This is a genomic window from Citrobacter sp. GW821-FHT02E08 (assembly GCF_059421685.1).
In genome coordinates, this window is record NZ_JBWKVL010000007.1 from 1 (window position 1) to 25,307 (window position 25,307).

Annotated in this window: 26 protein-coding genes and 1 pseudogene; 17 read left to right on the top strand and 10 right to left on the bottom strand. The window is 52.5% G+C overall.

The features are described 5' to 3' along the window. Window positions 1-348 precede the first annotated feature (348 nt). Window positions 349-1,647, top strand: a complete 1,299-nt coding sequence (gene kgtP, locus AC07UY_RS11070; RefSeq protein WP_494701234.1) for an alpha-ketoglutarate permease — start codon at window positions 349-351, stop codon at window positions 1,645-1,647. Here the strand turns inward: kgtP and AC07UY_RS11075 are convergent. From AC07UY_RS11075 to trxC, 5 genes are all read right to left on the bottom strand, one after another. Continuing rightward, window positions 1,644-1,967 (bottom strand): YfiM family lipoprotein, encoded by a 324-nt coding sequence (locus tag AC07UY_RS11075; protein ID WP_494701233.1) that lies wholly within the window; start codon window positions 1,965-1,967, stop codon window positions 1,644-1,646. The two genes, kgtP and AC07UY_RS11075, sit on opposite strands and share 4 nt — an antisense overlap. Before the next feature lie 44 nt (window positions 1,968-2,011). Then, on the bottom strand, window positions 2,012-3,367 hold the full coding sequence (gene pssA, locus AC07UY_RS11080; RefSeq protein ID WP_203361226.1) for a CDP-diacylglycerol--serine O-phosphatidyltransferase: 1,356 nt from the start codon (window positions 3,365-3,367) through the stop codon (window positions 2,012-2,014). A gap of 114 nt (window positions 3,368-3,481) precedes the next feature. Next, window positions 3,482-6,142, bottom strand: a complete 2,661-nt coding sequence (locus tag AC07UY_RS11085; protein WP_494701232.1) for a bifunctional acetate--CoA ligase family protein/GNAT family N-acetyltransferase — start codon at window positions 6,140-6,142, stop codon at window positions 3,482-3,484. A gap of 35 nt (window positions 6,143-6,177) precedes the next feature. Beyond that, window positions 6,178-6,876, bottom strand: a complete 699-nt coding sequence (gene tapT, locus AC07UY_RS11090; protein ID WP_494701231.1) for a tRNA-uridine aminocarboxypropyltransferase — start codon at window positions 6,874-6,876, stop codon at window positions 6,178-6,180. A gap of 69 nt (window positions 6,877-6,945) precedes the next feature. After that, the gene (trxC, locus tag AC07UY_RS11095; RefSeq protein ID WP_192613116.1) at window positions 6,946-7,365 is read right to left on the bottom strand and encodes a thioredoxin TrxC; all 420 of its coding nucleotides are present in this window, start codon (window positions 7,363-7,365) and stop codon (window positions 6,946-6,948) included. A 214-nt stretch (window positions 7,366-7,579) separates the two neighbouring features. Here trxC and AC07UY_RS11100 point away from each other — a divergent pair, with 214 nt between their 5' ends. Then, window positions 7,580-8,659: a tRNA/rRNA methyltransferase gene (locus AC07UY_RS11100; protein WP_203360371.1), complete on the top strand. Its 1,080-nt coding sequence runs from the start codon at window positions 7,580-7,582 to the stop codon at window positions 8,657-8,659. 96 nt (window positions 8,660-8,755) lie between these two features. On the opposite strand, the gene ung is transcribed toward AC07UY_RS11100, so the two are convergent. Continuing rightward, on the bottom strand, window positions 8,756-9,445 hold the full coding sequence (gene ung / locus AC07UY_RS11105; protein ID WP_203360372.1) for a uracil-DNA glycosylase: 690 nt from the start codon (window positions 9,443-9,445) through the stop codon (window positions 8,756-8,758). Window positions 9,446-9,762: 317 nt separating this feature from the next. Here ung and grcA point away from each other — a divergent pair, with 317 nt between their 5' ends. Together grcA and AC07UY_RS11115 are read left to right on the top strand one after the other, a co-directional pair. Beyond that, a complete protein-coding gene (gene grcA, locus AC07UY_RS11110) occupies window positions 9,763-10,146 on the top strand; it encodes an autonomous glycyl radical cofactor GrcA (protein ID WP_494661046.1) in 384 nt (127 codons plus the stop codon). A gap of 115 nt (window positions 10,147-10,261) precedes the next feature. Next, a pseudogene (locus tag AC07UY_RS11115) lies at window positions 10,262-10,411 on the top strand (LysR family transcriptional regulator); the annotation flags it as partial. 17 nt (window positions 10,412-10,428) lie between these two features. On the opposite strand, the gene srmB reads toward AC07UY_RS11115, so the two are convergent. After that, the gene (gene srmB / locus AC07UY_RS11120; RefSeq protein WP_203360373.1) at window positions 10,429-11,763 is read right to left on the bottom strand and encodes an ATP-dependent RNA helicase SrmB; all 1,335 of its coding nucleotides are present in this window, start codon (window positions 11,761-11,763) and stop codon (window positions 10,429-10,431) included. A gap of 131 nt (window positions 11,764-11,894) precedes the next feature. Between srmB and trmN the strand changes: the two genes are divergently transcribed. Continuing rightward, window positions 11,895-12,632 (top strand): tRNA(1)(Val) (adenine(37)-N(6))-methyltransferase TrmN, encoded by a 738-nt coding sequence (gene trmN / locus AC07UY_RS11125; RefSeq protein WP_494661045.1) that lies wholly within the window; start codon window positions 11,895-11,897, stop codon window positions 12,630-12,632. On the opposite strand, the gene nadB is transcribed toward trmN, so the two are convergent. Next, on the bottom strand, window positions 12,617-14,239 hold the full coding sequence (nadB, locus tag AC07UY_RS11130) for an L-aspartate oxidase (RefSeq protein ID WP_494701230.1): 1,623 nt from the start codon (window positions 14,237-14,239) through the stop codon (window positions 12,617-12,619). The two genes, trmN and nadB, sit on opposite strands and share 16 nt — an antisense overlap. 272 nt (window positions 14,240-14,511) lie before the next feature. Here nadB and rseD point away from each other — a divergent pair, with 272 nt between their 5' ends. From rseD to acpS, 12 genes are all read left to right on the top strand, one after another. Continuing rightward, a complete protein-coding gene (gene rseD, locus AC07UY_RS11135; RefSeq protein WP_203360376.1) occupies window positions 14,512-14,667 on the top strand; it encodes a rpoE leader peptide RseD in 156 nt (51 codons plus the stop codon). Continuing rightward, window positions 14,664-15,239, top strand: coding sequence for an RNA polymerase sigma factor RpoE (rpoE, locus tag AC07UY_RS11140; RefSeq protein ID WP_000003307.1), 576 nt, complete (start codon window positions 14,664-14,666; stop codon window positions 15,237-15,239). Before rseD ends, rpoE begins: the two co-directional genes overlap by 4 nt. A gap of 31 nt (window positions 15,240-15,270) precedes the next feature. Then, window positions 15,271-15,921 (top strand): anti-sigma-E factor RseA, encoded by a 651-nt coding sequence (gene rseA / locus AC07UY_RS11145; protein WP_162379149.1) that lies wholly within the window; start codon window positions 15,271-15,273, stop codon window positions 15,919-15,921. Beyond that, a complete protein-coding gene (gene rseB, locus AC07UY_RS11150; protein ID WP_203360377.1) occupies window positions 15,921-16,874 on the top strand; it encodes a sigma-E factor regulatory protein RseB in 954 nt (317 codons plus the stop codon). The genes rseA and rseB overlap by 1 nt, the downstream gene beginning before the upstream one ends. Then, window positions 16,871-17,350, top strand: a complete 480-nt coding sequence (gene rseC, locus AC07UY_RS11155; protein ID WP_494661043.1) for a SoxR-reducing system protein RseC — start codon at window positions 16,871-16,873, stop codon at window positions 17,348-17,350. The genes rseB and rseC overlap by 4 nt, the downstream gene beginning before the upstream one ends. A gap of 195 nt (window positions 17,351-17,545) precedes the next feature. After that, window positions 17,546-19,345 (top strand): translation elongation factor 4, encoded by a 1,800-nt coding sequence (lepA, locus tag AC07UY_RS11160; protein ID WP_494661042.1) that lies wholly within the window; start codon window positions 17,546-17,548, stop codon window positions 19,343-19,345. A gap of 15 nt (window positions 19,346-19,360) precedes the next feature. After that, complete coding sequence (gene lepB, locus AC07UY_RS11165) at window positions 19,361-20,335, top strand: signal peptidase I (RefSeq protein WP_192613105.1); 975 nt, start codon at window positions 19,361-19,363, stop codon at window positions 20,333-20,335. Window positions 20,336-20,559: 224 nt separating this feature from the next. Then, window positions 20,560-21,240, top strand: a complete 681-nt coding sequence (gene rnc, locus AC07UY_RS11170; RefSeq protein WP_162379144.1) for a ribonuclease III — start codon at window positions 20,560-20,562, stop codon at window positions 21,238-21,240. Then, window positions 21,237-22,142: a GTPase Era gene (gene era / locus AC07UY_RS11175; protein ID WP_494661041.1), complete on the top strand. Its 906-nt coding sequence runs from the start codon at window positions 21,237-21,239 to the stop codon at window positions 22,140-22,142. Before rnc ends, era begins: the two co-directional genes overlap by 4 nt. Before the next feature lie 132 nt (window positions 22,143-22,274). Beyond that, window positions 22,275-23,003, top strand: a complete 729-nt coding sequence (recO, locus tag AC07UY_RS11180; RefSeq protein ID WP_494661052.1) for a DNA repair protein RecO — start codon at window positions 22,275-22,277, stop codon at window positions 23,001-23,003. Window positions 23,004-23,014: 11 nt separating this feature from the next. Further along, on the top strand, window positions 23,015-23,746 hold the full coding sequence (gene pdxJ, locus AC07UY_RS11185) for a pyridoxine 5'-phosphate synthase (RefSeq protein ID WP_494661040.1): 732 nt from the start codon (window positions 23,015-23,017) through the stop codon (window positions 23,744-23,746). After that, the gene (acpS, locus tag AC07UY_RS11190; RefSeq protein WP_203360382.1) at window positions 23,746-24,126 is read left to right on the top strand and encodes a holo-ACP synthase; all 381 of its coding nucleotides are present in this window, start codon (window positions 23,746-23,748) and stop codon (window positions 24,124-24,126) included. Before pdxJ ends, acpS begins: the two co-directional genes overlap by 1 nt. 12 nt (window positions 24,127-24,138) lie before the next feature. On the opposite strand, the gene AC07UY_RS11195 is transcribed toward acpS, so the two are convergent. Continuing rightward, a complete protein-coding gene (locus AC07UY_RS11195) occupies window positions 24,139-24,399 on the bottom strand; it encodes a YfhL family 4Fe-4S dicluster ferredoxin (protein WP_162379139.1) in 261 nt (86 codons plus the stop codon). Window positions 24,400-24,454: 55 nt separating this feature from the next. Continuing rightward, complete coding sequence (locus AC07UY_RS11200) at window positions 24,455-25,303, bottom strand: MurR/RpiR family transcriptional regulator (RefSeq protein ID WP_494661039.1); 849 nt, start codon at window positions 25,301-25,303, stop codon at window positions 24,455-24,457. Window positions 25,304-25,307 lie beyond the last annotated feature (4 nt).

The following is a 25,307-nucleotide window of genomic DNA, read 5'->3' on the forward strand; positions in this document are numbered from 1 at the left end:
TCAGAAGTGAAACGCCGTAGCGCCGATGGTAGTGTGGGGTCTCCCCATGCGAGAGTAGGGAACTGCCAGGCATCAAACAAGTGAAGAAGCCCATCCTGACGGATGGGCTTTTTTGCGTCTGTGGTCTGCGGAAAATGCCGGATGGCGCTGCGTTTCTCAGACCAGATCCGGTATACGGGTTAGTCGATCCTGCTCTGGCTTATACCTCTAAATCGTTGGCCTGCTAATTAAAAGCTAGATTCCTGTCACATATTTATATATAACAATTATATAACATTTTATTCACTTCAAGTGACAATAATAAGCGCCGATATTTTCGGTTGGATCCTTGGCAGGAGTACAATTCTAATGACTGAAAGCAGTGTAACTGCGAACGGGTCACTGACTGACAGTGATACCCGTCGTCGCATATGGGCTATTGTGGGGGCATCATCCGGGAATCTGGTCGAATGGTTTGATTTCTATGTGTACTCGTTCTGCTCTCTCTACTTCGCCCACATTTTCTTCCCATCAGGAAATACGACGACTCAGCTTTTGCAAACTGCCGGCGTTTTTGCCGCAGGGTTCCTGATGCGTCCTATCGGTGGATGGTTACTTGGTCGCATTGCCGATAAACACGGCCGTAAAAAATCGATGCTATTGTCGGTTTGTATGATGTGTATGGGATCGCTCGTGATCGCCTGCTTGCCCGGCTATGAGACCATTGGCACCTGGGCTCCGGCGCTTTTGTTACTGGCTCGTTTGTTTCAGGGCTTGTCTGTTGGCGGGGAGTACGGAACCAGTGCAACCTATATGAGTGAAGTGGCCGTAGAAGGCCGTAAAGGGTTTTATGCCTCATTCCAGTATGTCACGTTGATCGGCGGACAACTTCTGGCATTGTTGGTTGTTGTGGTTCTCCAGCAAACTCTGGATGATGCCGATCTTAGATCATGGGGCTGGCGTATACCGTTTGCGTTGGGGGCGGCATTGGCCATTGTCGCGTTGTGGTTACGTCGCCAACTGGATGAAACGTCTCAGCAAGAGACGCGCGCTCTGAAAGAGGCGGGCTCGTTGAAGGGATTATGGCGTAACCGTAAAGCGTTCATGATGGTGCTGGGTTTTACCGCTGCAGGTTCGCTCTGTTTCTACACTTTCACAACATATATGCAGAAGTATCTGGTCAATACCGCCGGAATGCATGCCAACGTGGCAAGCGGAATTATGACGGCGGCATTGTTCGTTTTTATGCTTATTCAGCCTTTGATTGGCGCGCTATCGGATAAAATCGGGCGACGGACATCAATGTTATGTTTTGGCTCTCTGGCAGCTATTTTTACTGTGCCGATCCTCTCGGCATTGCAGAACGTCACTTCGCCTTATGCCGCTTTTGGACTGGTCATGTGCGCGTTGCTCATCGTGAGTTTCTACACCTCAATTAGCGGGATCCTGAAGGCTGAGATGTTCCCGGCACAAGTGCGTGCGTTAGGCGTTGGTCTTTCTTATGCCGTGGCGAATGCGTTGTTCGGGGGTTCTGCTGAATATGTTGCGTTGTCGCTGAAGTCCATTGGTATGGAGACATCATTCTTCTGGTACGTTACGGCTATGGCTGTCGTGGCATTTTTTGTTTCATTGATGCTGCACCGTAAAGGCAAAGGTCTGCGCCTTTAGTCGTGAGCCATTTGCCAGACGGCGTAACCTGTGGTTGCGCCTGCGACATCCCAGGCAAAATCTTTCCAGCTCCAGCCGCTTCCTTCGGGGCGGCTGTCCCATAATTCTTTTGATGCTCCGAGGCTGACAGAAAACATCAGACCGAATGCGGCACTGCGATCGTGACTCATTCCCTGGCGTTGAGCGTATTCATTTCCTGCGGCGGAGAGCATAGCAGAAGCGATAAAATGTTGTGCTTTATCCTGTCCGCTCCAGCGATCATTAGCCATATGGCTACAACCGGTAAGAAGCAGAATAACGATAAGGATAAAGAAGCGCACCGACACCTCCACAGGAAAAACCCCGTCACTGGACGGGGTTTTGTTTACAGAATACGGCTAATTAATTTGTCGATTCGAATGCGGCGTAGTCGACGGATTAGCTTGCGGACTTTAACGGGGTAGTCGGCAATACTCTGCAGGTCGCGATAGTGCTTAACAATCGTGGTATGCGTGCGGATAAGCTCCAGCTCTTTCTCACGCTGAGGGGCTAATTCCTGTTTTGGATCGTGGATCAAAATCGCGTTTTCAAGATCCAGACGCCAGGCCCGAGGGTTCAGGTTGTTACCGGTGATGAGCATCCATTTGTCATCGACCCACATCCCTTTCAGATGATAAGTATTGTCGTCATCCTTCCACAGGCGCACAACGAGTTGATCGGTATTAACGTAATATTGCAGACGGCTCAGGAAGCGACGCAGGTTAATCTCGTAAAGATAAGGAAGCGCGCCGATGATTTTGAACGGTTCATTCTCGGGGATGAAAAAGTCGTTCGCCGTTTTATCACCGACAATGATCTCGACCTTTTTGCCATCACGCAGTAACTGAATAATGCTGCGCACCAGAACTGCAGGCAGGTTGAAATAAGGTGTACAGATAGTGAGCTTTTGCTCCGTGCACGGCATAAGATGGAAAATCGTCTTGTTCAGCAGACTGGATTTCCCTAATCCGACCAGGGGTGTCACGGACAGTTGCTCGTTATCGGCATCTCCCTGGAAATGGTATGACGCATCGCGTAGCTCCTGGCGGAACAAACGGATGTCATTTTTAATCTCAGGGCTTTTCGGACGATGCATATCATCCAGGCGGTTCACGCCACGGCCGTTCATCAAATTCTGAGTGACCCACTCATACATGATGTCCGCCATTTGCGCATTGCGAATGAGCTGATAACGGTCGTAACGGTATTTATCATGTTGATGCAGATAAACATCGTTCAGGCTGGCGCCGCTATAGATGACGCTGTCATCAATAATAAAGCCTTTAAAATGCAGGACACCAAGCGCTTCCCGCGTGTTAACCGGTACGCCGTAGACGGGGATCTCAATACCGGGGTTTTCTTGCGCCACTCGGCAATACCAGTCAGCGTTGGTGTTGGACGCTGCTGCGCCAATACGCCCACGCTGCGCACGATGCCAGTCGACAAGCACCCGGACATCCAGCTCGGGACGCTGCCGTTTAGCCGCATAAAGCGCGTCGAGTATGCCTTTGCCACCATCATCCTGTTCAAGATACAGGGCAATAATGCAAATACGTCGTGTCGCGCTGGCTATTTTCTCCAGCAGAGCCTCCCTGAAATTAGCGGGAGCATAAAAGAAATCTACATCATCAACTGACTGAGAAATCTTAGGTAGTTGGGCAAGGTGTTGTTGATGTTTATTACGCTTAAATTTTGACAACATCACAGTGCATTTCTTCTCTGTTCATTGAAGGGTCCTCTGTACTATGCAGACGACATAAGCGGGCAATGATAACATCAGTACCCATTAAAGTGGTCAACATTTCCAGTACCTTACTCACGATTCCTCATGCTGGGCAAGATTAAGCGTTAGCCCAACAATTCCGTCTTCGAGCTGGATATCAACCTCAAAACCGAGCTTTCTGGCCAGTGCCACCATGCCGCGATTGTTTGGCATCGTAATACCATTGAGGCGTCTCAGTCCGTGATCCCGAGTATAAGCAATCAATTTTTCCATTAATCGACGCCCCAAACCTAATCCTTTGAGATCTGAGCGCACCAGTACAGCAAACTCAGCATCAATATTATCCGGGTCGGAGATCGCGCGCGTGACGCCGAGGATCTCTTCGGTGCTGTCATGACGACGTACGGCGACAAACGCCATTTCCCGATCGTAGTCGATCTGCGTCATGTTGGCTAAATCTTCATGAGTGAATTCGTTGATCTCGCTAAAATAACGATAATAAAGATCTTCTTTTGTGACCTGGGAAATGAACTGCTGTAGCTGCGGTTCATCCTCAGGGAGGATAGGGCGGAACAGGCAACGTTCGCCATTTTTCATCTCCACCCACTCTTCGAGATGTTGCGGATACGGACGTACAGCAAGCCGGCTTTCGTTATCGCCTTCGAAAGGAGCGATATCCAGCGTCACATCAAGCGCCGTGAATTCGTCAGCGGATGCGAGCAGCGGATGGATATCCAGACGCTGAATCTCCGGGCAATCGACGATCAGGTTCGACACCTGCACCAGCAACTGGCTTAAACCTGCGACATCCAGCGGACGTAGCGCGCTCCGACCGCGGATTTTTTTATTCTTTATTCCCTGAATCACTAAATAGCGCGCCAGGTTCATGTTTAGCGGCGGCAGCGCAACGACAGCCTGTTCTTCAGGGCGCCACTCCATGCCACCTTCGCCAAGCATAATCAGAGGACCAAAGACCGGATCGTGTTCCACCACCACACGCAACTCTTGTGCACCCGCACGGTTGGCCATGCTTTGTACCAACAGGCCGTGGATCCGCGCCTGCGGCCAGGCCATTTTTACGCGATCAAATATGGCATTGGCGGCCTGCTGAACTTCATTTGCCGTACGCAGGTACAGCATTACCCCCTGAACTTCAGACTTATGCGGAATATCCGGAGAGCGTAGTTTTAACGCCACTGGATAGCCGATTTGTTCCGCGATATGCACGGCTTCCGCACTGTCACTGGCAATCCAGGTCGGCAACGTCTGCAAGCCGTAGGCCTGCAGAATAGGCTGAACTTCATGGGTATCCAGTGACGTTGCACCGTCATCAATGGCCTGCTGCAGTAGCTTGTGCGCCTCGGTCGTATTTGACGTCAGGTTCGTCGGCAGTGCTGGCGTTTCCCGCAGTTGTTTCTGGTTCCGGCGGTATTCCACCATGTGCATAAAGGCCGTGATAGTGCCTTCCGGCGTACGATAGGTGGGAAGCCCCGCTTCGCTGAACAATTTACGGGCTTCCTGAGAGGAGAATTCGCCACACCAGTTGGTCAGCAACGAAACGTATTTCCCTCTGGGATGATGCTTCACCGCTTCAATCAGCGCGTGAGCGTTTTCGGTTCCCGGGGCGACGGCGCTGGGGGAGTGGATCACCATCAAGGCATCGAAATCCTGGCTGGCCAGCAAAATGTCTACCGTTTTGACAAAATGATCGCTGCTGGCGTCATCACACAGATTCAATGGGTTAGCGATGTTGACGTGGTCAGGCAGCGCTTCTCGCAGTCTGCTACATGTCTCTTCACTCAACGTGGCCAACTTGCCATTACGTGACCAAAGCTCATCCAACGCCAGGGCGGCAGGGGCTGCACCATTGCTAATGATCATCAGCCTGTCACCGCGGAGTGGGCGCATGTGGCTTAAGGTTTCGACCGCAGAGAAGAGTTCGTGGGTATCCCGGACGCGCAACAACCCGGCACGCTGAATTGCGGCATCCCATGCGGGATCCATCCCCGCGCTGGTGTTGAGTAATTGCTGAGCCGCCGGACTTCGACCGCTTTTAATGACCAGAATCGGTTTGTTACGCGACGCGCTACGGGCGGCAGAGACAAAGCGCCGGGCATCGCTTAAATGTTCAAGATAAAGCAGGATCGCGCTGGTCTTGCTGTCTCGTGCAAGGTAGTCCAGCAATTCATCGACATCAATGTCCAGACTGTCGCCTAGCGCGATAAAGTAGGAAAAGCCCATTTCCCGCTGCTGCGCCCAGTCCAGAATGGTATTGGAGACTGCCGCTGATTGCGAAATAAACGCGAGTTTGCCGCGCTTAATCGGCACAGGCGAGAAACTGGCGTTCAGGCCCTGCCAGGGCGCCAGTAATCCCAGACTATTTGGGCCAAGCAGCCGCATGTTGAAACGGCGGGCGCAGGACTGAAGCTCTGTATGCTGAGACGCTGGTGCCGACAAGATAATGCAGGTTTTGCACCCTTTTTCTCCCAGAGCCTCCAGTAGAGCAAGATTGCGGCTGGCATTGGTACAAAGAACCGCGAGATCGGGCGTAAAAGGCAGGCTGGCAATATCTGGCCAGGCAAGAACGCCTAAAACGGCCTTCCAGGTGGGCGTCACCGGCAGGACGGGGCCGCTGAACCCTCCGGCCAGCAGGTTGCGCATCATCAGATAACCCGCACGATGGGGCTTCATTGACGCGCCAATCACCGCAATAGATTTTGGTCGCAGTAGCGCTTCCAGACCACGCTGACTCATATCGGCTTCCTTATGACACCAGTGACCGAATGATTTTAAACGCTTTCTGATAAGTCTGCTGTGACACTCCCTTGATGTTGCGTTTTTCCTGCCAGGTAGCGCGTTTTAAAGCGGGAGAAATGTTCACCCAGGCTGCTTGCTGCGTTGGCGTCGCCAGCCAGATCCAGCAGCGCAATAGCCACTTCGGCGGTGCAGTATTGTCCCTGTGCATGGACTTCGCGCAGGTGATAAGCAGAAAGTCGTGATAGATCGACTGAAATCACCGGCAGATTGTCGAGATAAGGGCTCTTACGAAACATTTTACGCGCTTCCGGCCAGGTGCCGTCGAGCATAATAAACAGCGGTGGTTTGCCTGTTGGGGGCGTGAAAATCACCTCACGCTCTTCATCTGCATAGGAGGCAGGGAACACCACCATCGGTTGATAATCCGGGTTTTTTACCAGATCGAGCAGCGCCTGTGGCGGTTCAGTGCGCGACCATTGAAACGCAGTGGTCTCGGGTAAAATATCCGCAATTAAACGCCCCGTATTGCTGGGCTTCATCGGCTCGGTATCAAACATCACCAGACAAAAGCGGCTTTTTGCCTGAGAAGGCGTTAGCGTATCGCACAGGCATTGCTTCAATGGCAGCAGGCATCGCTGACAGCGACGAATGCGGTTACCTCTGGCAAGGAAAGGACGTGTGGCGCGCGCGAGGCGTTCGGCGCGTAACTGGAGTACAGCGTTATCAGTCATGGGAGAATGCGTTGAAAAACGCTATTGTCGCAGAGGTGAAAACGGGGCACAAGATGCGCCCCGATGAGATTACAGCGATTCGTTCAACCAGCTATCAAAAGGGGCTTTTGGCACTGCGCCATTCAGCATATCGACAACTTCGCCTTTCTTGAAAATCATGATGGTTGGGATACTGCGAATGCCAAAACGGGCGCTCAGTTCACGTTCCGCTTCCGTATTCACTTTAACAAAGCGAACTTTGCCGCTACGCTCTTCGGCGACATCTTCAAAGATTGGGGCAAAATTACGGCATGGGCCGCACCACGGCGCCCAGAAATCAACCACCACCGGAAGATCGTCCTTCAGCAGTTTATCCAGCGTTTCACCGGTCGCATTAATCACTTCTCCATCAAACAAGTCGTGACCACAGCGTCCGCATTTTGCCGCTTCCTCAATACGATCATCGGGAATGCGGTTGATAGCCTGGCAGCTGGTACAAACGGTATTCATAACTAACCTCTGGAAGAGTAGGGTAGACTTCCCGACAATCACGTCCACGTCGGTATGTTTCTATTATGTTACATATTATCGGGGAGACTGTTTTAAACAACAATGTGTTTTATTCGATGAGTACAATAGTCATTAGCTTTTAAATGAAATAATGGCTAACCGATGACACATCAGGTAATCTGCGCGCTTCGCGCAGCGCAGGTGGAGAAATGAAATGAGCGACGAACTGAAGAACAAAAACGGCAAGGTCAAAGTGATGTACGTCCGCAGTGATGATGACTCGGATAAACGCACTCAAAATCCACGTACTGGTAAAGGCGGCGGTCGCCCCGGTACTTCCCGAGCCGAAGGCGGTCGTCGCCCTGCCCGTGATGACAGAAAAGGCCCGAACAGTGAACGCGGCCGTGAACGTGGTCGTGACCGCGATGTTGAACGCGACCGTAAACGTGAAGACTCACCGTGGCGTACGGTTTCCCGTGCCCCGAGCGATGACACGACGGAAAAAGCCGATCACGGCGGAATCAGCGGCAAAAGTTTTATCGATCCTGAAGTATTGCGTCGCCAACGTGCGGAAGAGACCCGCGTCTACGGCGAGAATGCTTGTCAGGCTCTGTTCCAGAGCCGTCCGGATGCGATTGTACGCGCCTGGTTCATTCAGAGCGTGACCCCGCGTTTTAAAGAAGCGCTACGCTGGATGGCGGCAAACCGCAAAGCCTATCACGTGGTTGACGAAGCGGAACTGGCGAAAGCCTCTGGTACGGAACACCACGGCGGCGTCTGTTTCCTGATCAAAAAACGCAATGGTACGACGGTTAAACAGTGGGTAGGTCAGGCGGGGGCACAGGATTGTGTGCTGGCGCTGGAAGATATTGCTAACCCGCATAACCTCGGTGGAATGATGCGTAGCTGTGCGCACTTTGGCGTAAAAGGCGTCGTGGTGCAGGATGCCGCGCTGCTGGAGTCTGGTGCGGCGATCCGTACTGCTGAAGGTGGCGCAGAGCATGTGCAACCTATCACGGGCGACAGCCTGGTTGACGTGCTGGATGATTTCCGTCAGGCGGGTTACACCGTGGTCACGACGTCCAGTGCTCAGGGTAAACCGCTGTTTGCGACCGCACTGCCTGAGAAAATGGTGCTGGTGCTAGGTCGTGAACGCGACGCTTTGCCGGAAGCAGCGCTTTCCGCAGACGACCTGTGCGTTGCGATTGACGGTACGGGTAATGTTGACACGCTCAACGTCTCAGTGGCGACAGGTGTGTTGCTTGCTGAGTGGTGGCGTCAAAACAAAGCGTAATTGCGCTTTGTGTGTTAGCCGGATAAGGCGCTTGCGCTGCCATCCGGCGATGTGCCCGGTGGCGCGATGCTTACCGGGCTCACAACCTGCAATAGGTTATTCACTCTTCTCCGGTACCACGGGCATCCAGTCAATTGGCTTTTCGCCACGCTGTTCCAGCCACTGATTTGTCAGAACAAAGTGATTGCTGCCAAAGAAACCACGATGCGCGGACAGCGGCGACGGATGTGGCGCTTTCAACACGTGATGGCGCTGGGTGTCAATAATGGCGCCTTTTTTCTGCGCGTGCGCACCCCAGAGTAAAAAGACCACCCCTTCCCGATGTTCATTGATAAGACTGATGACTTTATCGGTGAACGTTTCCCAGCCGAGGCTGGCGTGTGAATGCGCCTGGCCCGCCCGCACGGTTAGAACGGTATTGAGCAGCAGCACACCCTGACGGGCCCAGCTTTCCAGATAACCATGCGTGGGGCGCGTAAAGCCAGGTATTGAAGCCTCCAGCTCTTTATACATATTTAACAGCGACGGAGGCGGGGCGATCCCGGGAAGCACTGAAAAGGCAAGACCGTGCGCCTGGCCGGGTCCATGATAGGGGTCTTGCCCCAGAATCACGACTTTAACATCACCCAGTTCAGTGAAGCGAAATGCATTGAAGACATCCTTTTGCGGTGGATAAATCGTCATTCCTGACTGACGCTCTCCAGCGACGGTATGTAGCGTGTTAACAAAGTAAGGCTGCTGCTTTTCATCAGCCAGTACGTCATGCCAGGTTAATTCGGTGGCCATCTCGCTCTCCTGCGAATTTTTCAATGCGCCTAGCTTAACTGCTTCTTTCTACGGCGCAAAATTCTGCATGCCGCAAAGCCAGGATTCGCCTAAAGAATGTTGAAAATTCATGTAAAAAGTTTATCGATGCGTGGTGTGTAAGTTGATGTAAAACAATAAAATCCACCCATTACCCTTTTTGTGGTGTGGTTTTTGTTGATTTAAATCAAAGAATCAAGGGTGTGTGAGGGGTATATATACACTCAAGCAACAATGGTTTTACCAATTGGCCGCGATAGGCCAGCCGAAATCAATTAATTTTGCCGGGGAGGCATCACATGATTACAGGTATCCAGATTACTAAAGCTGCTAACGACGACCTGCTGAACTCTTTCTGGCTGCTGGACAGCGAAAAAGGCGAAGCACGCTGCATCGTTGCGAAAGCAGGTTTCACTGCAGACGAAGTCGTTGCCGTCAGCAAACTGGGCGAAATCGAATACCGTGAAGTTCCGGTAGACGTGCAACCGGAAGTTCGTGTGGAAGGTGGTCAGCACCTGAACGTTAACGTTCTGCGTCGCGAAACACTGGAAGATGCGGTTAAGCATCCGGAAAAATATCCGCAGCTGACCATCCGTGTTTCTGGCTATGCTGTGCGTTTTAACTCTCTGACGCCAGAACAGCAGCGCGACGTTATCGCTCGTACCTTTACTGAGAGCCTGTAAGGCTCACGGGGGAATCCCCCAGTAATCCGATAATCAAAAGCGGAGGATGCAAGCGCATCTTCCGCTTTTTGCATTCCATCAGTAAAAAATCCGCACTGCGTAGTAGGCCAACAGCATTAAAGAACTGCCATTCGACACGACACCGCCTTCAATCATGGCGTTGTGCGCGCACCATGCGGGGAAAGCCGTCAGCCCGGCGATGCAGATTTTTATGGAGTGTGTTGAGGCGTGTTTTTCAGCTGGAGATAAAAAAATGCCGGGCTAAATAACCCGGCGATTCTTTTACTCTTCGTTCTTCTGCGGTGGCGTACCCGCGTTGGCAGGCTTGCGACGCTTACCGATATTTTTAGCATCACGGTGACGTTTCTTCACGCGTGGCTTCTCTTTGTCTTTCTCTTTTTTCTTCTCAGCGCGTTTAGCCAGCACTTTTTTAGACGGTTTGCCGGTCAGTTTCTCACTCGGCGCACGCGTTGTCGGGCGAAGTTCATCAATGACACGCGCTTTCAGCGGTTCTTCAATGTAGCGACCAATCTTTAACAGCAGCAGGTGATCGTGGGTTTCGACCAGAGAAATGGCGGTACCTTTGCGACCGGCGCGGCCTGTACGACCGATACGGTGCAGATAGGTATCACCACTGCGCGGCATATCAAAGTTAATGACGTGACTCACGTCAGGAATATCGATACCGCGCGCGGCAACGTCGGTGGCAACCAGTACGTTTACGCGACCGTCGGTGAGTCGCTTAATGCCTTCGTTACGTTTGATCTGCGGCATCTCGCCTTCGAGATAGCAGTTGTTGATCCCTGCGGTGCGCAGCATCCCGGCAAGTTCGTGTACGCGCTCGCGCTTACGCACAAACACGATAGTACGTGTGGCATCGTCTTGTTTTAGCAGGTGCTTCAGCAGTTCGACTTTATGCTCTAAATTATCGGCGCGGTAGTACCATTGATGGATCTTTTTACGCTCGCGAGTGGAAGGCGTGGCAGAGACTTCAACCGGTTCTTTCAGCAGGCGCTCAGCAAAATCTTTAATGGCTTCGCCTTCAAGCGTAGCGGAGAACAGCATCGTCTGATTACGCCAGCGTGTTTCCCCAGCGATATGTTCAATATCCTGAGCAAAACCCATGTCCACCATACGATCGGCTTCGTCGAGGATCAGGGTTTCGACGGCGCGGCAGTCGAAGTTTTCTTCTTTAATATACTGCAACAGGCGACCGGTGGTGGCGACCACGATGTCCTGGTTTTCGCTAAACACTTCTGCGTGGTTCATGTATGCCACGCCCCCGGTGATGGTTGCGATATCCAGATGGGTGTTTTTCGCCAGTTCACGGGCGTGATCGGCAACCTGCATCGCCAGTTCGCGGGTCGGCGTCAGAATCAAAATTCGCGGCGGACCGGATTTTTTGCGCGGGAAGTCGAGCAGGTGCTGCAACGCTGGCAGCAGATATGCCGCCGTTTTACCGGTGCCTGTTGGCGCAGAACCGAGGACATCACGGCCATCGAGCGCAGGCGGAATGGCGGCAGCCTGAATGGCGGTCGGGCGAGTGAAACCTTTATCCTGGAGTGCTTCCAGCAGGCTTTCATCGAGTTCAAGTTCGGAAAAAGTCGTTACAGTCATGTTCTACCTCTGTGTGGGGCGCTGATTATAGACGTTACGGCTGCAATCTTCATCTGTTTGTATGGATATCGCTTCTCAGGTATTGTTTTCACTCGGTGCTATTGCCGTTTTTCCTGCAAGGTTGTGTTTTCATGCCCCAGTCTACATCCGTCGTCCGTCGTAATGGATTTACTTTTAAGCAGTTTTTTGTGGCGCACGACCGTTGCGCGATGAAAGTGGGAACTGACGGCATTCTCTTAGGTGCCTGGGCGCCAGTCGCGGGTGTAAAGCGAGTCCTTGATATTGGTACGGGTAGTGGGCTGCTGGCGCTAATGTTAGCGCAGCGTACTGACGAAAGCGTCATCATTGATGCTGTAGAACTGGACGCCGCCGCCGCCGAACAAGCGCAGGAAAATATTTTACAGTCACCGTGGGCGCATCGCGTGACGGTACACTGCGAAGACGTTGTGCAATGGGTTCCTCGTCAGACCGTTCGTTTCGATCTGATCATCAGTAATCCTCCTTATTATGAGCAGGGGGTGGAATGCGCCACACCTCAGCGTGAACAGGCGCGTTATACCACGACGCTGGATCACCAGACGTTGCTGGCCAATGCCACGGAGTGCATCACGGAAGAGGGATTCTTTTGCGTTGTGCTGCCAGAACACATTGGCAACACATTCACGCAACAGGCGTTAAGCATGGGCTGGCATTTGCGACTGCGGACCGACGTTGCGGAAACGGAAGCTCGCTTGCCGCATCGGGTGCTGTTGGCGTTCTCTCCGCAGGCCGGAGAGTGTTTTAGCGACCGGATGGTGATCCGTGGGTCAGACCAGCGTTACTCTGAAAGTTACACGGCACTGACCCAGGCTTTTTATCTGTTTATGTGAGTGCTTAATGGAGAGAGCACCGACGGGCCGGATTCAGGCAACAAGGCGGGATAATCCAGCGTGTAATGCAAACCCCGGCTCTCTTTACGTTGCATCGCACAGCGGACGATAAGTTCAGCCACCTGCACCAGGTTACGCAGTTCCAGTAAATTGTTCGACACGCGGAAATTGGCGTAATACTCGTCGATCTCTTGTTGCAGCATGGTGATGCGGCGCAGGGCGCGCTCCAGACGTTTTGTGGTGCGGACAATACCGACATAGTCCCACATAAACAGGCGCAATTCGTGCCAGTTATGCTGAATGACCACCAATTCATCCGGATTCTCAACGCGACTTTCATCCCAAGCCGGGAGTTGATTAACGCCACGGGCATAGGGCATGCGGCGGTCAATATCTTCAGCCGCTGACCAGCCGTAGACCAGGCATTCCAGCAGTGAATTAGAGGCCATGCGGTTTGCGCCGTGCAGACCGGTATAGCTCACTTCTCCGATCGCATACAGACCATCGACATCGGTGCGACCAAAATCGTCCACCATGACGCCGCCGCAGGTGTAGTGCGCGGCAGGAACGATGGGCACGGGCTCTTTGGTGAGATCAATCCCCAGGCCTAACAGCTTTTCGTAAATCATCGGGAAGTGCTGACGGACAAACTCAGCGGGTTTATGACTGATGTCGAGGAACATACAATCTGCGCCAAGACGCTTCATTTCATGATCGATGGCTCGGGCGACAATATCGCGTGGGGCCAGTTCGCCACGCGCATCAAAGTCCGGCATAAATCGTGTGCCGTCAGGTCGTTTAAGGTGCGCCCCTTCGCCGCGCAGCGCTTCGGTGAGCAGGAAATTTCGCGCCTGTGGGTGATACAGCGCCGTGGGGTGAAACTGATTAAACTCGAGGTTGGCGACGCGACATCCGGCGCGCCAGGCCATAGCAATACCATCACCCGAGGAGATATCCGGGTTGGTGGTGTATTGATACACCTTTGATGCCCCGCCCGTTGCCAGTACAACCGACTTGGCGTGGCAGGTTTCGACGGCTTCTTTATTACGATTCCAGATCCATGCGCCAACCACTCGCCGGGTTCCCGGCAAGCCGATTTTGTCGGAGATAATTAAATCAACGGCATTGCTGCGTTCCAGAACACGGATATTAGGATGGTTTTGCGCCTTGCTGACCAGCGTGGTTTCGACTTCTTTGCCGGTGGCATCGGCAGCATGCAGAATGCGGCGATGGCTATGTCCACCTTCACGGGTCAGGTGATAGCTTTCTTCCCCATTAGCCTGAACGTGGGTGTCAAACAGGACGCCCTGATCAATCAGCCATTGAACGCATGGGCGGGCATTGCTGGCGACGAACTCCACCGCGTGGCGATCGCAAATACCGGCGCCTGCAACCAACGTATCTTCGACGTGGGAGTCAATACTGTCGGTCTCATCGAAAACGGCGGCAATACCGCCTTGCGCATAAAATGTCGAGCCTTCGCTGACCGGTCCTTTACTCAGGACAATGACCTGATGCTTTTCAGCCAGGCGTAGTGCCAGAGAGAGTCCGGCAGCACCGCTGCCAATAATCAACACGTCACAGGAAAGTTCAGGAATCGTATTCATTGCGTTTGTTTAATTTACTAAACAGTGTTTGGTCAGCATAGCACCACACTGCGCTTTACAGCACGTTTTATTTTAAATTCGTTGCAACCACTAAACATGAAAGGATAAGACAGTGAGCGGTAGAATAGGGAAAATATTTTGCGAAGCAGGTCGTTAGCGCCAGATTATGTGATGAAATAAAGGCGCTGTTGGGTTACTCTGCAAGCGACTAAATGGGCATTTCTAAACAGATAGTGCGTTGTTCAGACTCTGTAGACTTATAATGAGAGATAATGACCTGTCTACAACATGACAAACAAAAACAAATGCGTAACGGAACTTTACGAAACTCTGACACTCTAACCCATTGCTTGCTCATAGTGCAGCTGATGGAGTGGCGTTTCGAGAGCGCGTGGAAATTTGGTTTGGGGAGACTTTACCTCGGATGAGCGAGCAGTTAACGGACCAGGTCCTGGTTGAACGGGTCCAGAAGGGAGATCAGAAAGCCTTTAATTTACTGGTGGTACGCTACCAGCATAAAGTGGCGAGTCTGGTTTCCCGCTATGTGCCGTCGGGCGATGTTCCCGATGTGGTGCAAGAGTCATTTATTAAGGCCTATCGCGCGCTGGATTCTTTCCGGGGAGATAGTGCTTTTTATACCTGGCTATATCGAATTGCAGTCAATACAGCTAAGAATTACCTGGTCGCTCAGGGGCGCCGCCCGCCATCCAGTGATGTGGATGCGATTGAAGCAGAAAACTTCGAAAGTGGCGGTGCGCTGAAAGAAATTTCGAACCCTGAGAACTTAATGTTGTCAGAAGAGCTGAGACAGATAGTTTTCCGAACTATTGAGTCCCTCCCGGAAGATTTACGCATGGCAATTACCTTGCGGGAGCTAGATGGCCTAAGCTATGAAGAGATAGCCGCTATCATGGATTGTCCGGTGGGTACGGTGCGTTCTCGTATCTTCCGAGCGCGGGAAGCTATTGATAATAAAGTTCAACCGCTTATCAGGCGTTGACGATAGCGGGATACTGGAAAAGGTATTAGGCATGCAGAAAGAGAAACTTTCCGCTTTAATGGATGGCGAAACGCTGGATAATGAGCTGCTTAAAGCGCTGACTCATGACCCGGAAATGCAGAAAACATGGGAGAGTTATCACCTGATCCGCGATTCCATGCGCGGAGACACAGCTGATGTTCTCCATTTCGATATTTCCGCGCGCGTTATGGCCGCGATTGAAAGCGAGCCCGTACGCCAGGCGACGCCGTTGATCCCTGAAGCCCAACCCGCACCGCACCAGTGGCAAAAAATGCCTTTCTGGAAGAAAATGCGTCCGTGGGCGGCGCAACTCACCCAAATGGGCGTAGCGGCATGCGTATCGCTTGCAGTTATTGTTGGCGTCCAGCACTATAACGGACAATCTGAAACGTCCCAGCAGCCTGAAACGCCGGTATTCAATACCTTACCAATGATGGGTAAGGCGAGCCCGGTGAGTCTGGGGGTACCTTCTGATGCAACGGCCAGCGGTGGCCAGCAACAGCAGGTACAGGAGCAGCGTCGTCGTATCAATGCCATGCTGCAGGATTACGAACTGCAACGTCGACTGCACTCCGAACAGCTTCAGTTTGAGCAGGCGCAAACACAGCAAGCCGCTGTGCAGGTGCCAGGAATTCAAACTTTAGGAACGCAATCGCAGTAATGAAGCAACTTTGGTTTGCCATGTCACTTGTGACAGGTAGCCTGTTCTTTTCTGCTAACGCCTCGGCCAACCCTGCGTCCGGGGCGTTGTTGCAGCAGATGAATCTGGCCAGCCAGTCACTCACCTACGAGCTGTCATTCGTCAGCATCAATAAACAAGGCGTTGAGTCTCTGCGTTATCGGCATGCGCGCCTCGATAACCGTCCGCTTGCACAATTGTTGCAACTGGATGGCCCGCGCCGGGAAGTCGTCCAGCGTGGAAACGAAATCAGCTATTTCGAACCTGGGCTCGAGCCGTTCACCTTAAACGGTGACTACATCGTTGATTCCCTGCCTTCTCTGGTCTATACCGACTTTAAGCGACTCGCTCCCTTTTATGATTTTATCTCTGTCGGAAAAACGCGTATCGCTGACCGTTTGTGCGAAGTGATCCGTGTTGTTGCGCGTGATGGTACTCGCTATAGCTACATCGTCTGGATGGACGCAGAGACCCGATTACCGATGAGGGTTGATCTCCTGGATCGCGATGGCGAAACGCTGGAACAATTCCGCGTGATCGCCTTTAACGTGAATAATGATATCGGTAATACGATGCAGGCCCTGGCAAAAGCTAATCTGCCGCCTCTGCTTTCTGTTCCGGCGGGGGAAAAGACTAACTTCAACTGGAGCCCATCCTGGCTTCCGCAAGGGTTCAGCGAAATATCCAGTAGCCGACGCCCGATTCCGACTATGGAAATGCCAATTGAGTCCCGTCTGTACTCCGATGGGTTGTTCAGTTTCTCGGTGAACGTTAACCGTGCGACGCAAGCCAGCACCGATCAACTGCTGCGTACCGGGCGTAGAACGGTAAGCACCAGCGTGCGTGACAACGCAGAAATCACCGTTGTGGGTGAACTTCCGCCGCAAACCGCCAAACGCATTGCAGACAACATTAAGTTCAGGGCTGCGAAATGATCAAAGAGTGGGCAACGGTTGTCTCCTGGCAGGATGGTCAGGCGAGGGTGAGTTGTGATGTTAAGGCATCCTGCAGTAGCTGCGCTTCCCGTGCGGGATGCGGCACTCGGGTGTTGAATAAACTGGGACCACAAACGACGCATACGATTGTGGTACCGAGTGCTGAACCGTTGGTCCCAGGGCAGAAAGTCGAACTGGGTATTGCCGAAGGTAGCCTGCTGGGGTCAGCGATGTTGGTATACCTGTCGCCGCTGGCTGGACTTTTTCTGTTTGCTTCCCTGTTTCAGGTCTTGTTCGGCTCAGATATGGCTTCATTGAGCGGTGCGATATTAGGCGGGGTCGGGGGATTTTTGATTGCGCGTGGTTTCTCCCGCAAACTGGCAAAGCGAGAAGCCTGGCAACCGGTGATTCTGAACGTTGCCTTACCGCCGGGAATGCTCCGCGTCGAGACCCCTCCAGCCGAAACGAGCCAGTGATTTCACTGGCTTTGTTGTATTTTGCATTGCAAAAGCGATGTTGTTTCCAGTTCCCGCTATCCTTGCTCTATGAACATTTCCTCGCCTCAGCGTTGTAGTGTAGAATGCGGCGTTTCACTTAAACAGACGTTAAGCTCAGAACAGCGACTTCTCAAAGCCTGTCGAACCAGGCGTAAGGCACAATAATTACACTATATGAAGAACATACGTAACTTTTCAATCATAGCTCACATCGACCACGGTAAATCGACGCTGTCTGACCGTATTATCCAGATCTGCGGTGGCCTGTCTGACCGTGAAATGGAAGCGCAGGTTCTCGACTCGATGGATCTTGAGCGTGAGCGCGGTATTACGATCAAAGCGCAGAGCGTGACGCTCGATTTCAAAGCATCTGATGGTGAAACCTATCAGCTTAACTTTATCGACACCCCTGGCCACGTTGACTTCTCTTATGAAGTTTCCCGTTCACTGGCGGCGTGTGAAGGTGCATTGCTGGTGGTTGACGCCGGACAGGGTGTAGAAGCACAAACCCTGGCGAACTGCTATACCGCCATGGAAATGGATCTGGAAGTGGTTCCGGTCCTTAACAAAATTGACTTACCTGCCGCCGATCCTGAACGTGTGGCAGAAGAGATTGAAGATATTGTCGGCATCGACGCCACTGACGCCGTGCGCTGCTCGGCGAAAACCGGCGTGGGCGTGACCGACGTTCTGGAACGTCTGGTGCGTGATATTCCGCCGCCGGAAGGCGATCCGGAAGGCCCGCTGCAGGCGCTGATCATCGACTCCTGGTTCGATAACTATCTTGGCGTTGTTTCGCTGGTGCGTATTAAAAACGGCACCATGCGTAAAGGCGACAAGATTAAAGTGATGAGCACCGGGCAGGTCTACAACGCAGACCGTCTGGGCATCTTTACGCCGAAGCAGGTTGACCGCACTGAGCTGAAATGCGGCGAGGTAGGTTGGCTGGTTTGTGCGATTAAAGACATCCTCGGCGCACCGGTTGGCGATACGCTGACGCAGGCGCGTAACCCGGCGGATAAAGCGCTGCCAGGGTTTAAAAAGGTTAAACCGCAGGTTTATGCGGGTCTGTTCCCGGTCAGTTCAGACGATTACGAAAACTTCCGCGATGCGCTCGGTAAACTGAGCCTGAACGACGCTTCTCTGTTCTACGAGCCGGAAAGCTCAACGGCGCTGGGCTTCGGCTTCCGCTGTGGCTTCCTGGGGCTGTTGCACATGGAGATCATTCAGGAACGTCTGGAACGTGAATACGATCTGGATCTGATCACCACCGCGCCGACCGTTGTTTACGAAGTCGAAACGACCAGCAAAGAAACTATCTATGTCGACAGCCCATCCAAACTGCCGCCGCTGAACAACATTTATGAGTTGCGCGAGCCGATCGCAGAATGTCACATGCTGCTGCCGCAGGCTTACCTGGGCAACGTTATCACGCTGTGTATCGAGAAGCGTGGCGTACAGACCAACATGGTATACCACGGTAACCAGGTTGCGCTGACCTACGAAATCCCGATGGCGGAAGTGGTGCTCGACTTCTTCGACCGTCTGAAGTCAACGTCTCGTGGCTACGCTTCGCTAGACTATAACTTTAAACGCTTCCAGGCATCGGACATGGTTCGTGTTGACGTGTTGATTAACAACGAGCGTGTTGATGCGCTGGCGTTGATCACTCACCGTGGCAATTCGCAAAGCCGTGGCCGTGATTTGGTTGAGAAGATGAAAGAGCTCATCCCGCGCCAGCAGTTTGACATCGCTATCCAGGCCGCGATTGGGACGCACATTATTGCGCGCTCGACGGTGAAGCAGCTGCGTAAGAACGTGTTGGCGAAGTGCTATGGCGGTGATATCAGCCGTAAGAAAAAACTGCTGCAGAAGCAGAAAGAAGGTAAAAAACGAATGAAGCAGATCGGTAACGTAGAGCTGCCTCAGGAAGCGTTTCTCGCCATTCTGCATGTCGGTAAAGACAGCAAATAACCCTAAGGAGTTGGCATGGCGAATATGTTTGCCCTGATTCTGGTGATTGCCACACTGGTGACGGGCATTTTATGGTGCGTGGATAAGTTTATCTTCGCGCCAAAACGTCGGGAGCGTCAGGCAGCGGCACAGGCCGCTGTCAATGAGTCGCTGGACAAAGCCACGCTAAAAAAAGTGGCACCTAAGCCCGGCTGGCTGGAAACCGGCGCGTCGGTGTTTCCGGTGCTGGCGATTGTGCTGGTTGTGCGTTCATTTATCTATGAACCCTTCCAGATCCCGTCAGGTTCGATGATGCCGACACTGTTAATCGGTGACTTTATTCTGGTGGAAAAATTCGCCTATGGAATTAAAGACCCGATTTACCAGAAAACCTTGATTGAAACCGGTCATCCTAAACGTGGCGATATCGTGGTCTTTAAATACCCGGAAGATCCGCGTCTGGATTACATCAAACGCGCTGTCGGTTTACCGGGTGATAAAGTCTCGTACGATCCGGTAGCGAAAGAAGTCACCATTCAGCCAGGGTGCAGTTCAGGCCAGGCATGTGAAAATGCGCTGGCGGTAACCTATTCCAATGTTCAGCCGAGCGATTTCGTTCAGACGTTTGCCCGTCGTAACGCAGGCGAAGCCAGCAGTGGATTCTTTGAAGTGCCGTTGAACGAAACCAAAGATAACGGTATTCGTCTGACTGAGCGCAAAGAGACGCTGGGTGAGGTAACACACCGGATCCTGACCGTGCCAATCGCACAGGATCAGGTCGGGATGTATTACCAGCAGCCAGGTCAGCAACTGGCTACTTGGATTGTGCCGCCGGGACAATACTTCATGATGGGTGATAACCGTGATAACAGCGCGGACAGCCGTTACTGGGGATTTGTACCGGAAGCAAACCTGGTCGGTAAAGCGACGGCGATCTGGATGAGTTTTGATAAACAAGAAGGTGAATGGCCTACCGGCGTGCGTTTAAGCCGTATCGGCGGTATTCATTAATTCCTGATAAATGTTCATGTTGTCGTCGTAATGGCGACAACATGAATTATTTATTGGATAAATTCCCCCAGACTAACGACATCCTTTGTCGTTGTGTATAGAATATTCCCCCGAAGTTTAAGGTTGGCGCCGTCTGGTCGCCACGGCACACGAAACAGCATTGGTTTCAAATACAGGTCTGTTTCGTGTGCTGGATTGTTGACGCATTCATTTATTGGTATCGCATGAACCCCATCGTAATTAATCGGCTTCAACGGAAGCTGGGCTACACTTTTACTCATCAGGAGCTGTTGCAGCAGGCATTAACCCATCGTAGTGCCAGCAGCAAACATAACGAGCGTTTAGAGTTTTTAGGCGACTCTATTTTGAGCTTTGTCATCGCTAATGCGCTATATCACCGTTTCCCACGTGTGGACGAAGGGGATATGAGCCGTATGCGCGCCACGCTGGTGCGTGGTAACACACTTGCGGAATTAGCCCGTGAGTTTGATCTGGGTGAATGCTTGCGTTTGGGGCCGGGTGAATTGAAAAGCGGCGGCTTCCGTCGTGAATCTATTCTGGCCGATACCGTAGAAGCGTTAATTGGTGGCGTATTCCTCGACAGCGATATTCAGACCGTCGAGAAACTGATCCTTAACTGGTATCAAAGCCGTCTGGATGAAATTAGCCCGGGCGATAAACAAAAAGATCCGAAAACGCGTTTGCAGGAATATTTGCAAGGTCGTCATCTGCCGTTACCGTCTTATCTGGTGGTACAGGTGCGTGGTGAAGCGCATGATCAGGAATTTACTATCCACTGCCAGGTCAGCGGCCTGAGTGAACCGGTGGTAGGCACAGGTTCAAGCCGTCGTAAGGCTGAGCAGGCTGCCGCCGAACAGGCGTTGAAAAAACTGGAGTTGGAATGAGCATCGATACAACCTATTGCGGATTTATTGCCATCGTCGGTCGCCCGAATGTAGGCAAATCTACCCTGTTGAATAATCTGCTTGGGCAGAAGATTTCAATTACTTCCCGTAAGGCGCAAACCACACGTCACCGCATTGTCGGTATCCATACCGAAGGGGCGTATCAGGCTATTTATGTCGATACCCCGGGTTTGCACATGGAAGAAAAACGCGCCATTAACCGCCTGATGAACAAAGCGGCGAGTAGCTCTATTGGCGACGTTGAACTGATCATTTTCGTTGTAGAAGGCACCCGCTGGACGCCAGACGATGAGATGGTGCTGAACAAACTGCGCGACGGTAAAGCTCCGGTTATCCTGGCAGTCAACAAAGTGGATAACGTGCAGGAAAAAGCGGATTTACTGCCGCACCTGCAATTCCTGGCGAGCCAGATGAATTTCCTCGATATTGTGCCGATGTCTGCGGAAACCGGTATGAACGTGGATACGGTTGCGGGCATCGTGCGTAAACACCTGCCGGAGGCCATCCATCACTTCCCGGAAGATTACATCACCGATCGTTCCCAGCGCTTTATGGCTTCGGAAATCATCCGTGAAAAACTGATGCGTTTTCTGGGTGCTGAGCTGCCGTACTCCGTTACCGTTGAGATTGAACGTTTCATTACTAACGAACGCGGCGGCTACGACATCAATGGGCTGATCCTCGTTGAGCGTGAAGGGCAGAAGAAGATGGTCATTGGCAACAAAGGGGCCAAAATCAAAACCATCGGTATTGAAGCGCGTAAAGATATGCAGGACATGTTTGAAGCGCCAGTACACCTGGAACTGTGGGTGAAAGTGAAATCTGGCTGGGCCGACGACGAGCGCGCGCTGCGCAGTCTCGGCTATGGCGACGATCTCTAATATTGCATACTCTATGACTTTCGAGGTGCAGGAAGGCGGCAAGGCCGTGAATTCCCAGGAGCTTACTCAAGTAAGTGACTGGGGTGAACGGACGCGGCCAACGCACCTGCAACTTGAAAGGCGACGAGTATGATGGAAGGCTGGCAGCGCGCATTCGTATTGCACAGCCGTCCGTGGAGCGAAACCAGCCTGATGCTGGACGTCTTCACGGAAGAGTCAGGTCGCGTGCGTCTGGTCGCCAAAGGCGCACGTTCCAAACGTTCTAATCTGAAAGGCGCTTTACAGCCTTTCACGCCGCTCCTGCTTCGCTTTGGCGGTCGCGGTGAGGTGAAAACCTTACGCAGCGCAGAAGCCGTCTCCCTGGCGCTTCCTCTCAGCGGTATCACGCTTTACAGTGGTCTCTACATCAACGAACTGGTTTCTCGTGTACTTGAGTACGAGACGCGCTTTTCTGAACTCTTTTTTGATTATCTGAACTGCATACAAACACTGGCAGGTGCTACGGGGACTCCCGAACCCGCTCTGCGTCGCTTTGAGCTCGCGTTGCTCGGTCACCTGGGTTATGGGGTGGACTTCACGCATTGTGCTGGCAGCGGTGAGTTGGTGGATGACACCATGACGTATCGCTATCGCGAAGAGAAAGGGTTCATTGCCAGCGTCGTGATTGATAACAACACCTTCACCGGACGACATCTGAAGGCGCTTGAAGCAAGAGAATTTCCTGATGTTGATACATTGCGCGCAGCGAAACGCTTTACCCGTATGGCGCTAAAGCCGTATCTTGGAGGTAAGCCGTTAAAAAGCCGGGAGCTGTTCCGGCAATTTATGCCAAAACGCGCAGTGAAAACGAATAACGATTAACGAGGATTGTCATGGCTGAATTACTGTTAGGCGTCAACATTGACCACATTGCTACTCTGCGTAATGCGCGTGGCACCGCATACCCGGACCCGGTACAGGCTGCATTTATTGCCGAACAGGCGGGTGCCGACGGTATTACCGTGCACCTGCGTGAAGATCGCCGCCATATCACTGACCGTGACGTGCGTATTCTGCGCCAGACGCTGGATACTCGCATGAACCTGGAGATGGCGGTGACGGAAGAGATGCTGGCGATTGCCGTTGAGACGAAGCCGCATTTTTGCTGTCTGGTGCCGGAAAAACGCCAGGAAGTCACTACTGAGGGCGGTCTGGATGTGGCAGGTCAGCGCGACAAAATGCGCGATGCCTGTAAACGTCTGGCAGATGCAGGGATCCTCGTATCATTGTTCATTGATGCCGATGAAGCTCAGATCAAAGCCGCCGCAGAGGTTGGGGCACCCTACATTGAAATTCATACCGGCTGCTATGCGGATGCCAAAACCGACGCTCAACAGGCGCAGGAGCTGGCGCGTATAGCCAGGGCGGCGACCTTTGCGGCCGGTCTGGGGCTGAAAGTGAATGCGGGTCATGGTCTGACGTATCACAACGTGAAAGCCATCGCGGCGTTGCCGGAAATGCACGAGCTGAATATCGGCCATGCCATTATCGGACGTGCGGTGATGAGCGGCCTGAAAGAGGCGATTGCTGAAATGAAGCGTCTGATGCTGGAAGCGCGTGGCTAATGGCGATCCTGGGTTTGGGCACGGATATTGTAGAGATTGCTCGTATTGAGGCGGTTATCTCTCGGTCAGGCGATCGTCTTGCAAGAAGAGTGCTCAGCGACAATGAATGGGCCATTTGGGAAACGCACCAACAACCGGTGCGTTTTCTCGCCAAACGTTTCGCGGTAAAAGAGGCGGCGGCAAAAGCCTTCGGCACCGGAATTCGCAACGGTCTGGCGTTTAACCAGTTTGAAGTGTTTAACGATGAACTCGGCAAGCCGCGTTTGCGGTTGTGGGGGGAGGCGTTGAAGCTGGCGGAAACCCTCGGTGTTGCCAGTATGCACGTCACGCTGGCCGATGAACGACACTACGCCTGCGCCACGGTGATTATCGAGAGTTAAGCAAGGGCCGTTTTAGAGTTTGTCCGCGTGGTGCATCAGGACAAACTTATCCCACAACTGCTCCTGCGTTTCGACGTGTGCCGGATCTTTCAGAATTGTATTCGGGATCGGGCATACTTTCTGACAGGTTGGCGTGTCGTAATGACCAACGCATTCAGTACACTTGTCGCTGTTAATCTCATAGATAGCATCGCCCATGGAAATGGCCTCGTTTGGGCATTCCGGTTCGCACATATCGCAATTGATGCATTTTTTGGTGATTAACAGCGCCATCAGGATACTCTCAAAACATCACAAATCGGGCGGGCATTATACGCGCATTCTTTGCTCAGACCAGTTTTTTTACCAGCGCCTCGCTGTGTCTGATACGTCCCGGAGCGTGTTCCAAATCCTGTTGTACCAACGCCATAAAAAGCACATCAGTGAGCATCATTTGAGCATGCGTGGATGAAATAGCCCCACTACGGGTGGCCTGCTCCTCTGCAATGGTATACAGGCAATGTGTGGCGCGCTGCTGCAATGCGTTAGGCGTAAATCCGGTGATGGCCAGGATTTTCCCTCCCACCAACAATGTTTCATCTGCCGCCAGATTAAGCTCTCTGCGTTCACCCGTGTAGGAGATGGCCAGCAGCAGATCCTCTGAAGAGAGCGCCTGAACCGTCGCCAGCAGGGCGTGCATATCGCGCTCGACGACAGCATTAAAGCCTATTTTCATGAGCTTCCAGGCAAAGTTTTGCGCAACCAGGCCTGAAGCGCCAATCCCGGTCAGGACAATCCGCCGGGCGCGACGTAGCATCGTCGCGCTCTCGATCAGCTTTTCTTCGCTGTTGACGTCGAGCGTAGCGTGCATCGCCGCCACATTTTCTTTAATCAGCTTTTCGCCCACCAGACGCATAGGATCATCGCCACGGATCAGATTGTGGACGGGAACTGACTGAGGATTCGGATTGCTCACCAGCGCTTCGCTGATCGCCAGTTTCAGTGCCGGAAATCCTTTAAATCCCATTTTTTGCGCGAATTTCACCACGCTGGACTGACTGATGCCCACTTCGGCGGCAAGCTGCTGCGAACTGAGATGCCGTGCGTTATCCGGTTGCGAAAGAAGATAATCCGCAAGCCTCTTGTCGCTTTGGGCGAGATGGGGATAACGTTGACGAATACGGCTCAAACAGTTCATGGGT

Bases quoted from the DNA above. Each gene is read 5' to 3' on its own strand.
- ung (WP_203360372.1), bottom strand. From the start codon at position 9,445: ATGGCCACCGAATTAACCTGGCATGACGTACTGGCTGATGAAAAGCAG.
- AC07UY_RS11085 (WP_494701232.1), bottom strand. From the start codon at position 6,142: ATGAGTCAGCGTGGTCTGGAAGCGCTACTGCGACCAAAATCTATTGCG.
- trmN (WP_494661045.1), top strand. From the start codon at position 11,895: ATGCCCCAGTCTACATCCGTCGTCCGTCGTAATGGATTTACTTTTAAG.
- rseA (WP_162379149.1), top strand. From the start codon at position 15,271: ATGCAGAAAGAGAAACTTTCCGCTTTAATGGATGGCGAAACGCTGGAT.
- kgtP (WP_494701234.1), top strand. From the start codon at position 349: ATGACTGAAAGCAGTGTAACTGCGAACGGGTCACTGACTGACAGTGAT.
- trxC (WP_192613116.1), bottom strand. From the start codon at position 7,365: ATGAATACCGTTTGTACCAGCTGCCAGGCTATCAACCGCATTCCCGAT.
- recO (WP_494661052.1), top strand. From the start codon at position 22,275: ATGGAAGGCTGGCAGCGCGCATTCGTATTGCACAGCCGTCCGTGGAGC.
- rseD (WP_203360376.1), top strand. From the start codon at position 14,512: ATGACCTGTCTACAACATGACAAACAAAAACAAATGCGTAACGGAACT.
- rseB (WP_203360377.1), top strand. From the start codon at position 15,921: ATGAAGCAACTTTGGTTTGCCATGTCACTTGTGACAGGTAGCCTGTTC.
- nadB (WP_494701230.1), bottom strand. From the start codon at position 14,239: ATGAATACGATTCCTGAACTTTCCTGTGACGTGTTGATTATTGGCAGC.
- pdxJ (WP_494661040.1), top strand. From the start codon at position 23,015: ATGGCTGAATTACTGTTAGGCGTCAACATTGACCACATTGCTACTCTG.
- AC07UY_RS11100 (WP_203360371.1), top strand. From the start codon at position 7,580: ATGAGCGACGAACTGAAGAACAAAAACGGCAAGGTCAAAGTGATGTAC.
- grcA (WP_494661046.1), top strand. From the start codon at position 9,763: ATGATTACAGGTATCCAGATTACTAAAGCTGCTAACGACGACCTGCTG.
- AC07UY_RS11195 (WP_162379139.1), bottom strand. From the start codon at position 24,399: ATGGCGCTGTTAATCACCAAAAAATGCATCAATTGCGATATGTGCGAA.
- era (WP_494661041.1), top strand. From the start codon at position 21,237: ATGAGCATCGATACAACCTATTGCGGATTTATTGCCATCGTCGGTCGC.
- srmB (WP_203360373.1), bottom strand. From the start codon at position 11,763: ATGACTGTAACGACTTTTTCCGAACTTGAACTCGATGAAAGCCTGCTG.
- rseC (WP_494661043.1), top strand. From the start codon at position 16,871: ATGATCAAAGAGTGGGCAACGGTTGTCTCCTGGCAGGATGGTCAGGCG.
- AC07UY_RS11200 (WP_494661039.1), bottom strand. From the start codon at position 25,303: ATGAACTGTTTGAGCCGTATTCGTCAACGTTATCCCCATCTCGCCCAA.
- lepB (WP_192613105.1), top strand. From the start codon at position 19,361: ATGGCGAATATGTTTGCCCTGATTCTGGTGATTGCCACACTGGTGACG.
- tapT (WP_494701231.1), bottom strand. From the start codon at position 6,876: ATGACTGATAACGCTGTACTCCAGTTACGCGCCGAACGCCTCGCGCGC.
- acpS (WP_203360382.1), top strand. From the start codon at position 23,746: ATGGCGATCCTGGGTTTGGGCACGGATATTGTAGAGATTGCTCGTATT.
- rpoE (WP_000003307.1), top strand. From the start codon at position 14,664: ATGAGCGAGCAGTTAACGGACCAGGTCCTGGTTGAACGGGTCCAGAAG.
- pssA (WP_203361226.1), bottom strand. From the start codon at position 3,367: ATGTTGTCAAAATTTAAGCGTAATAAACATCAACAACACCTTGCCCAA.
- lepA (WP_494661042.1), top strand. From the start codon at position 17,546: ATGAAGAACATACGTAACTTTTCAATCATAGCTCACATCGACCACGGT.
- rnc (WP_162379144.1), top strand. From the start codon at position 20,560: ATGAACCCCATCGTAATTAATCGGCTTCAACGGAAGCTGGGCTACACT.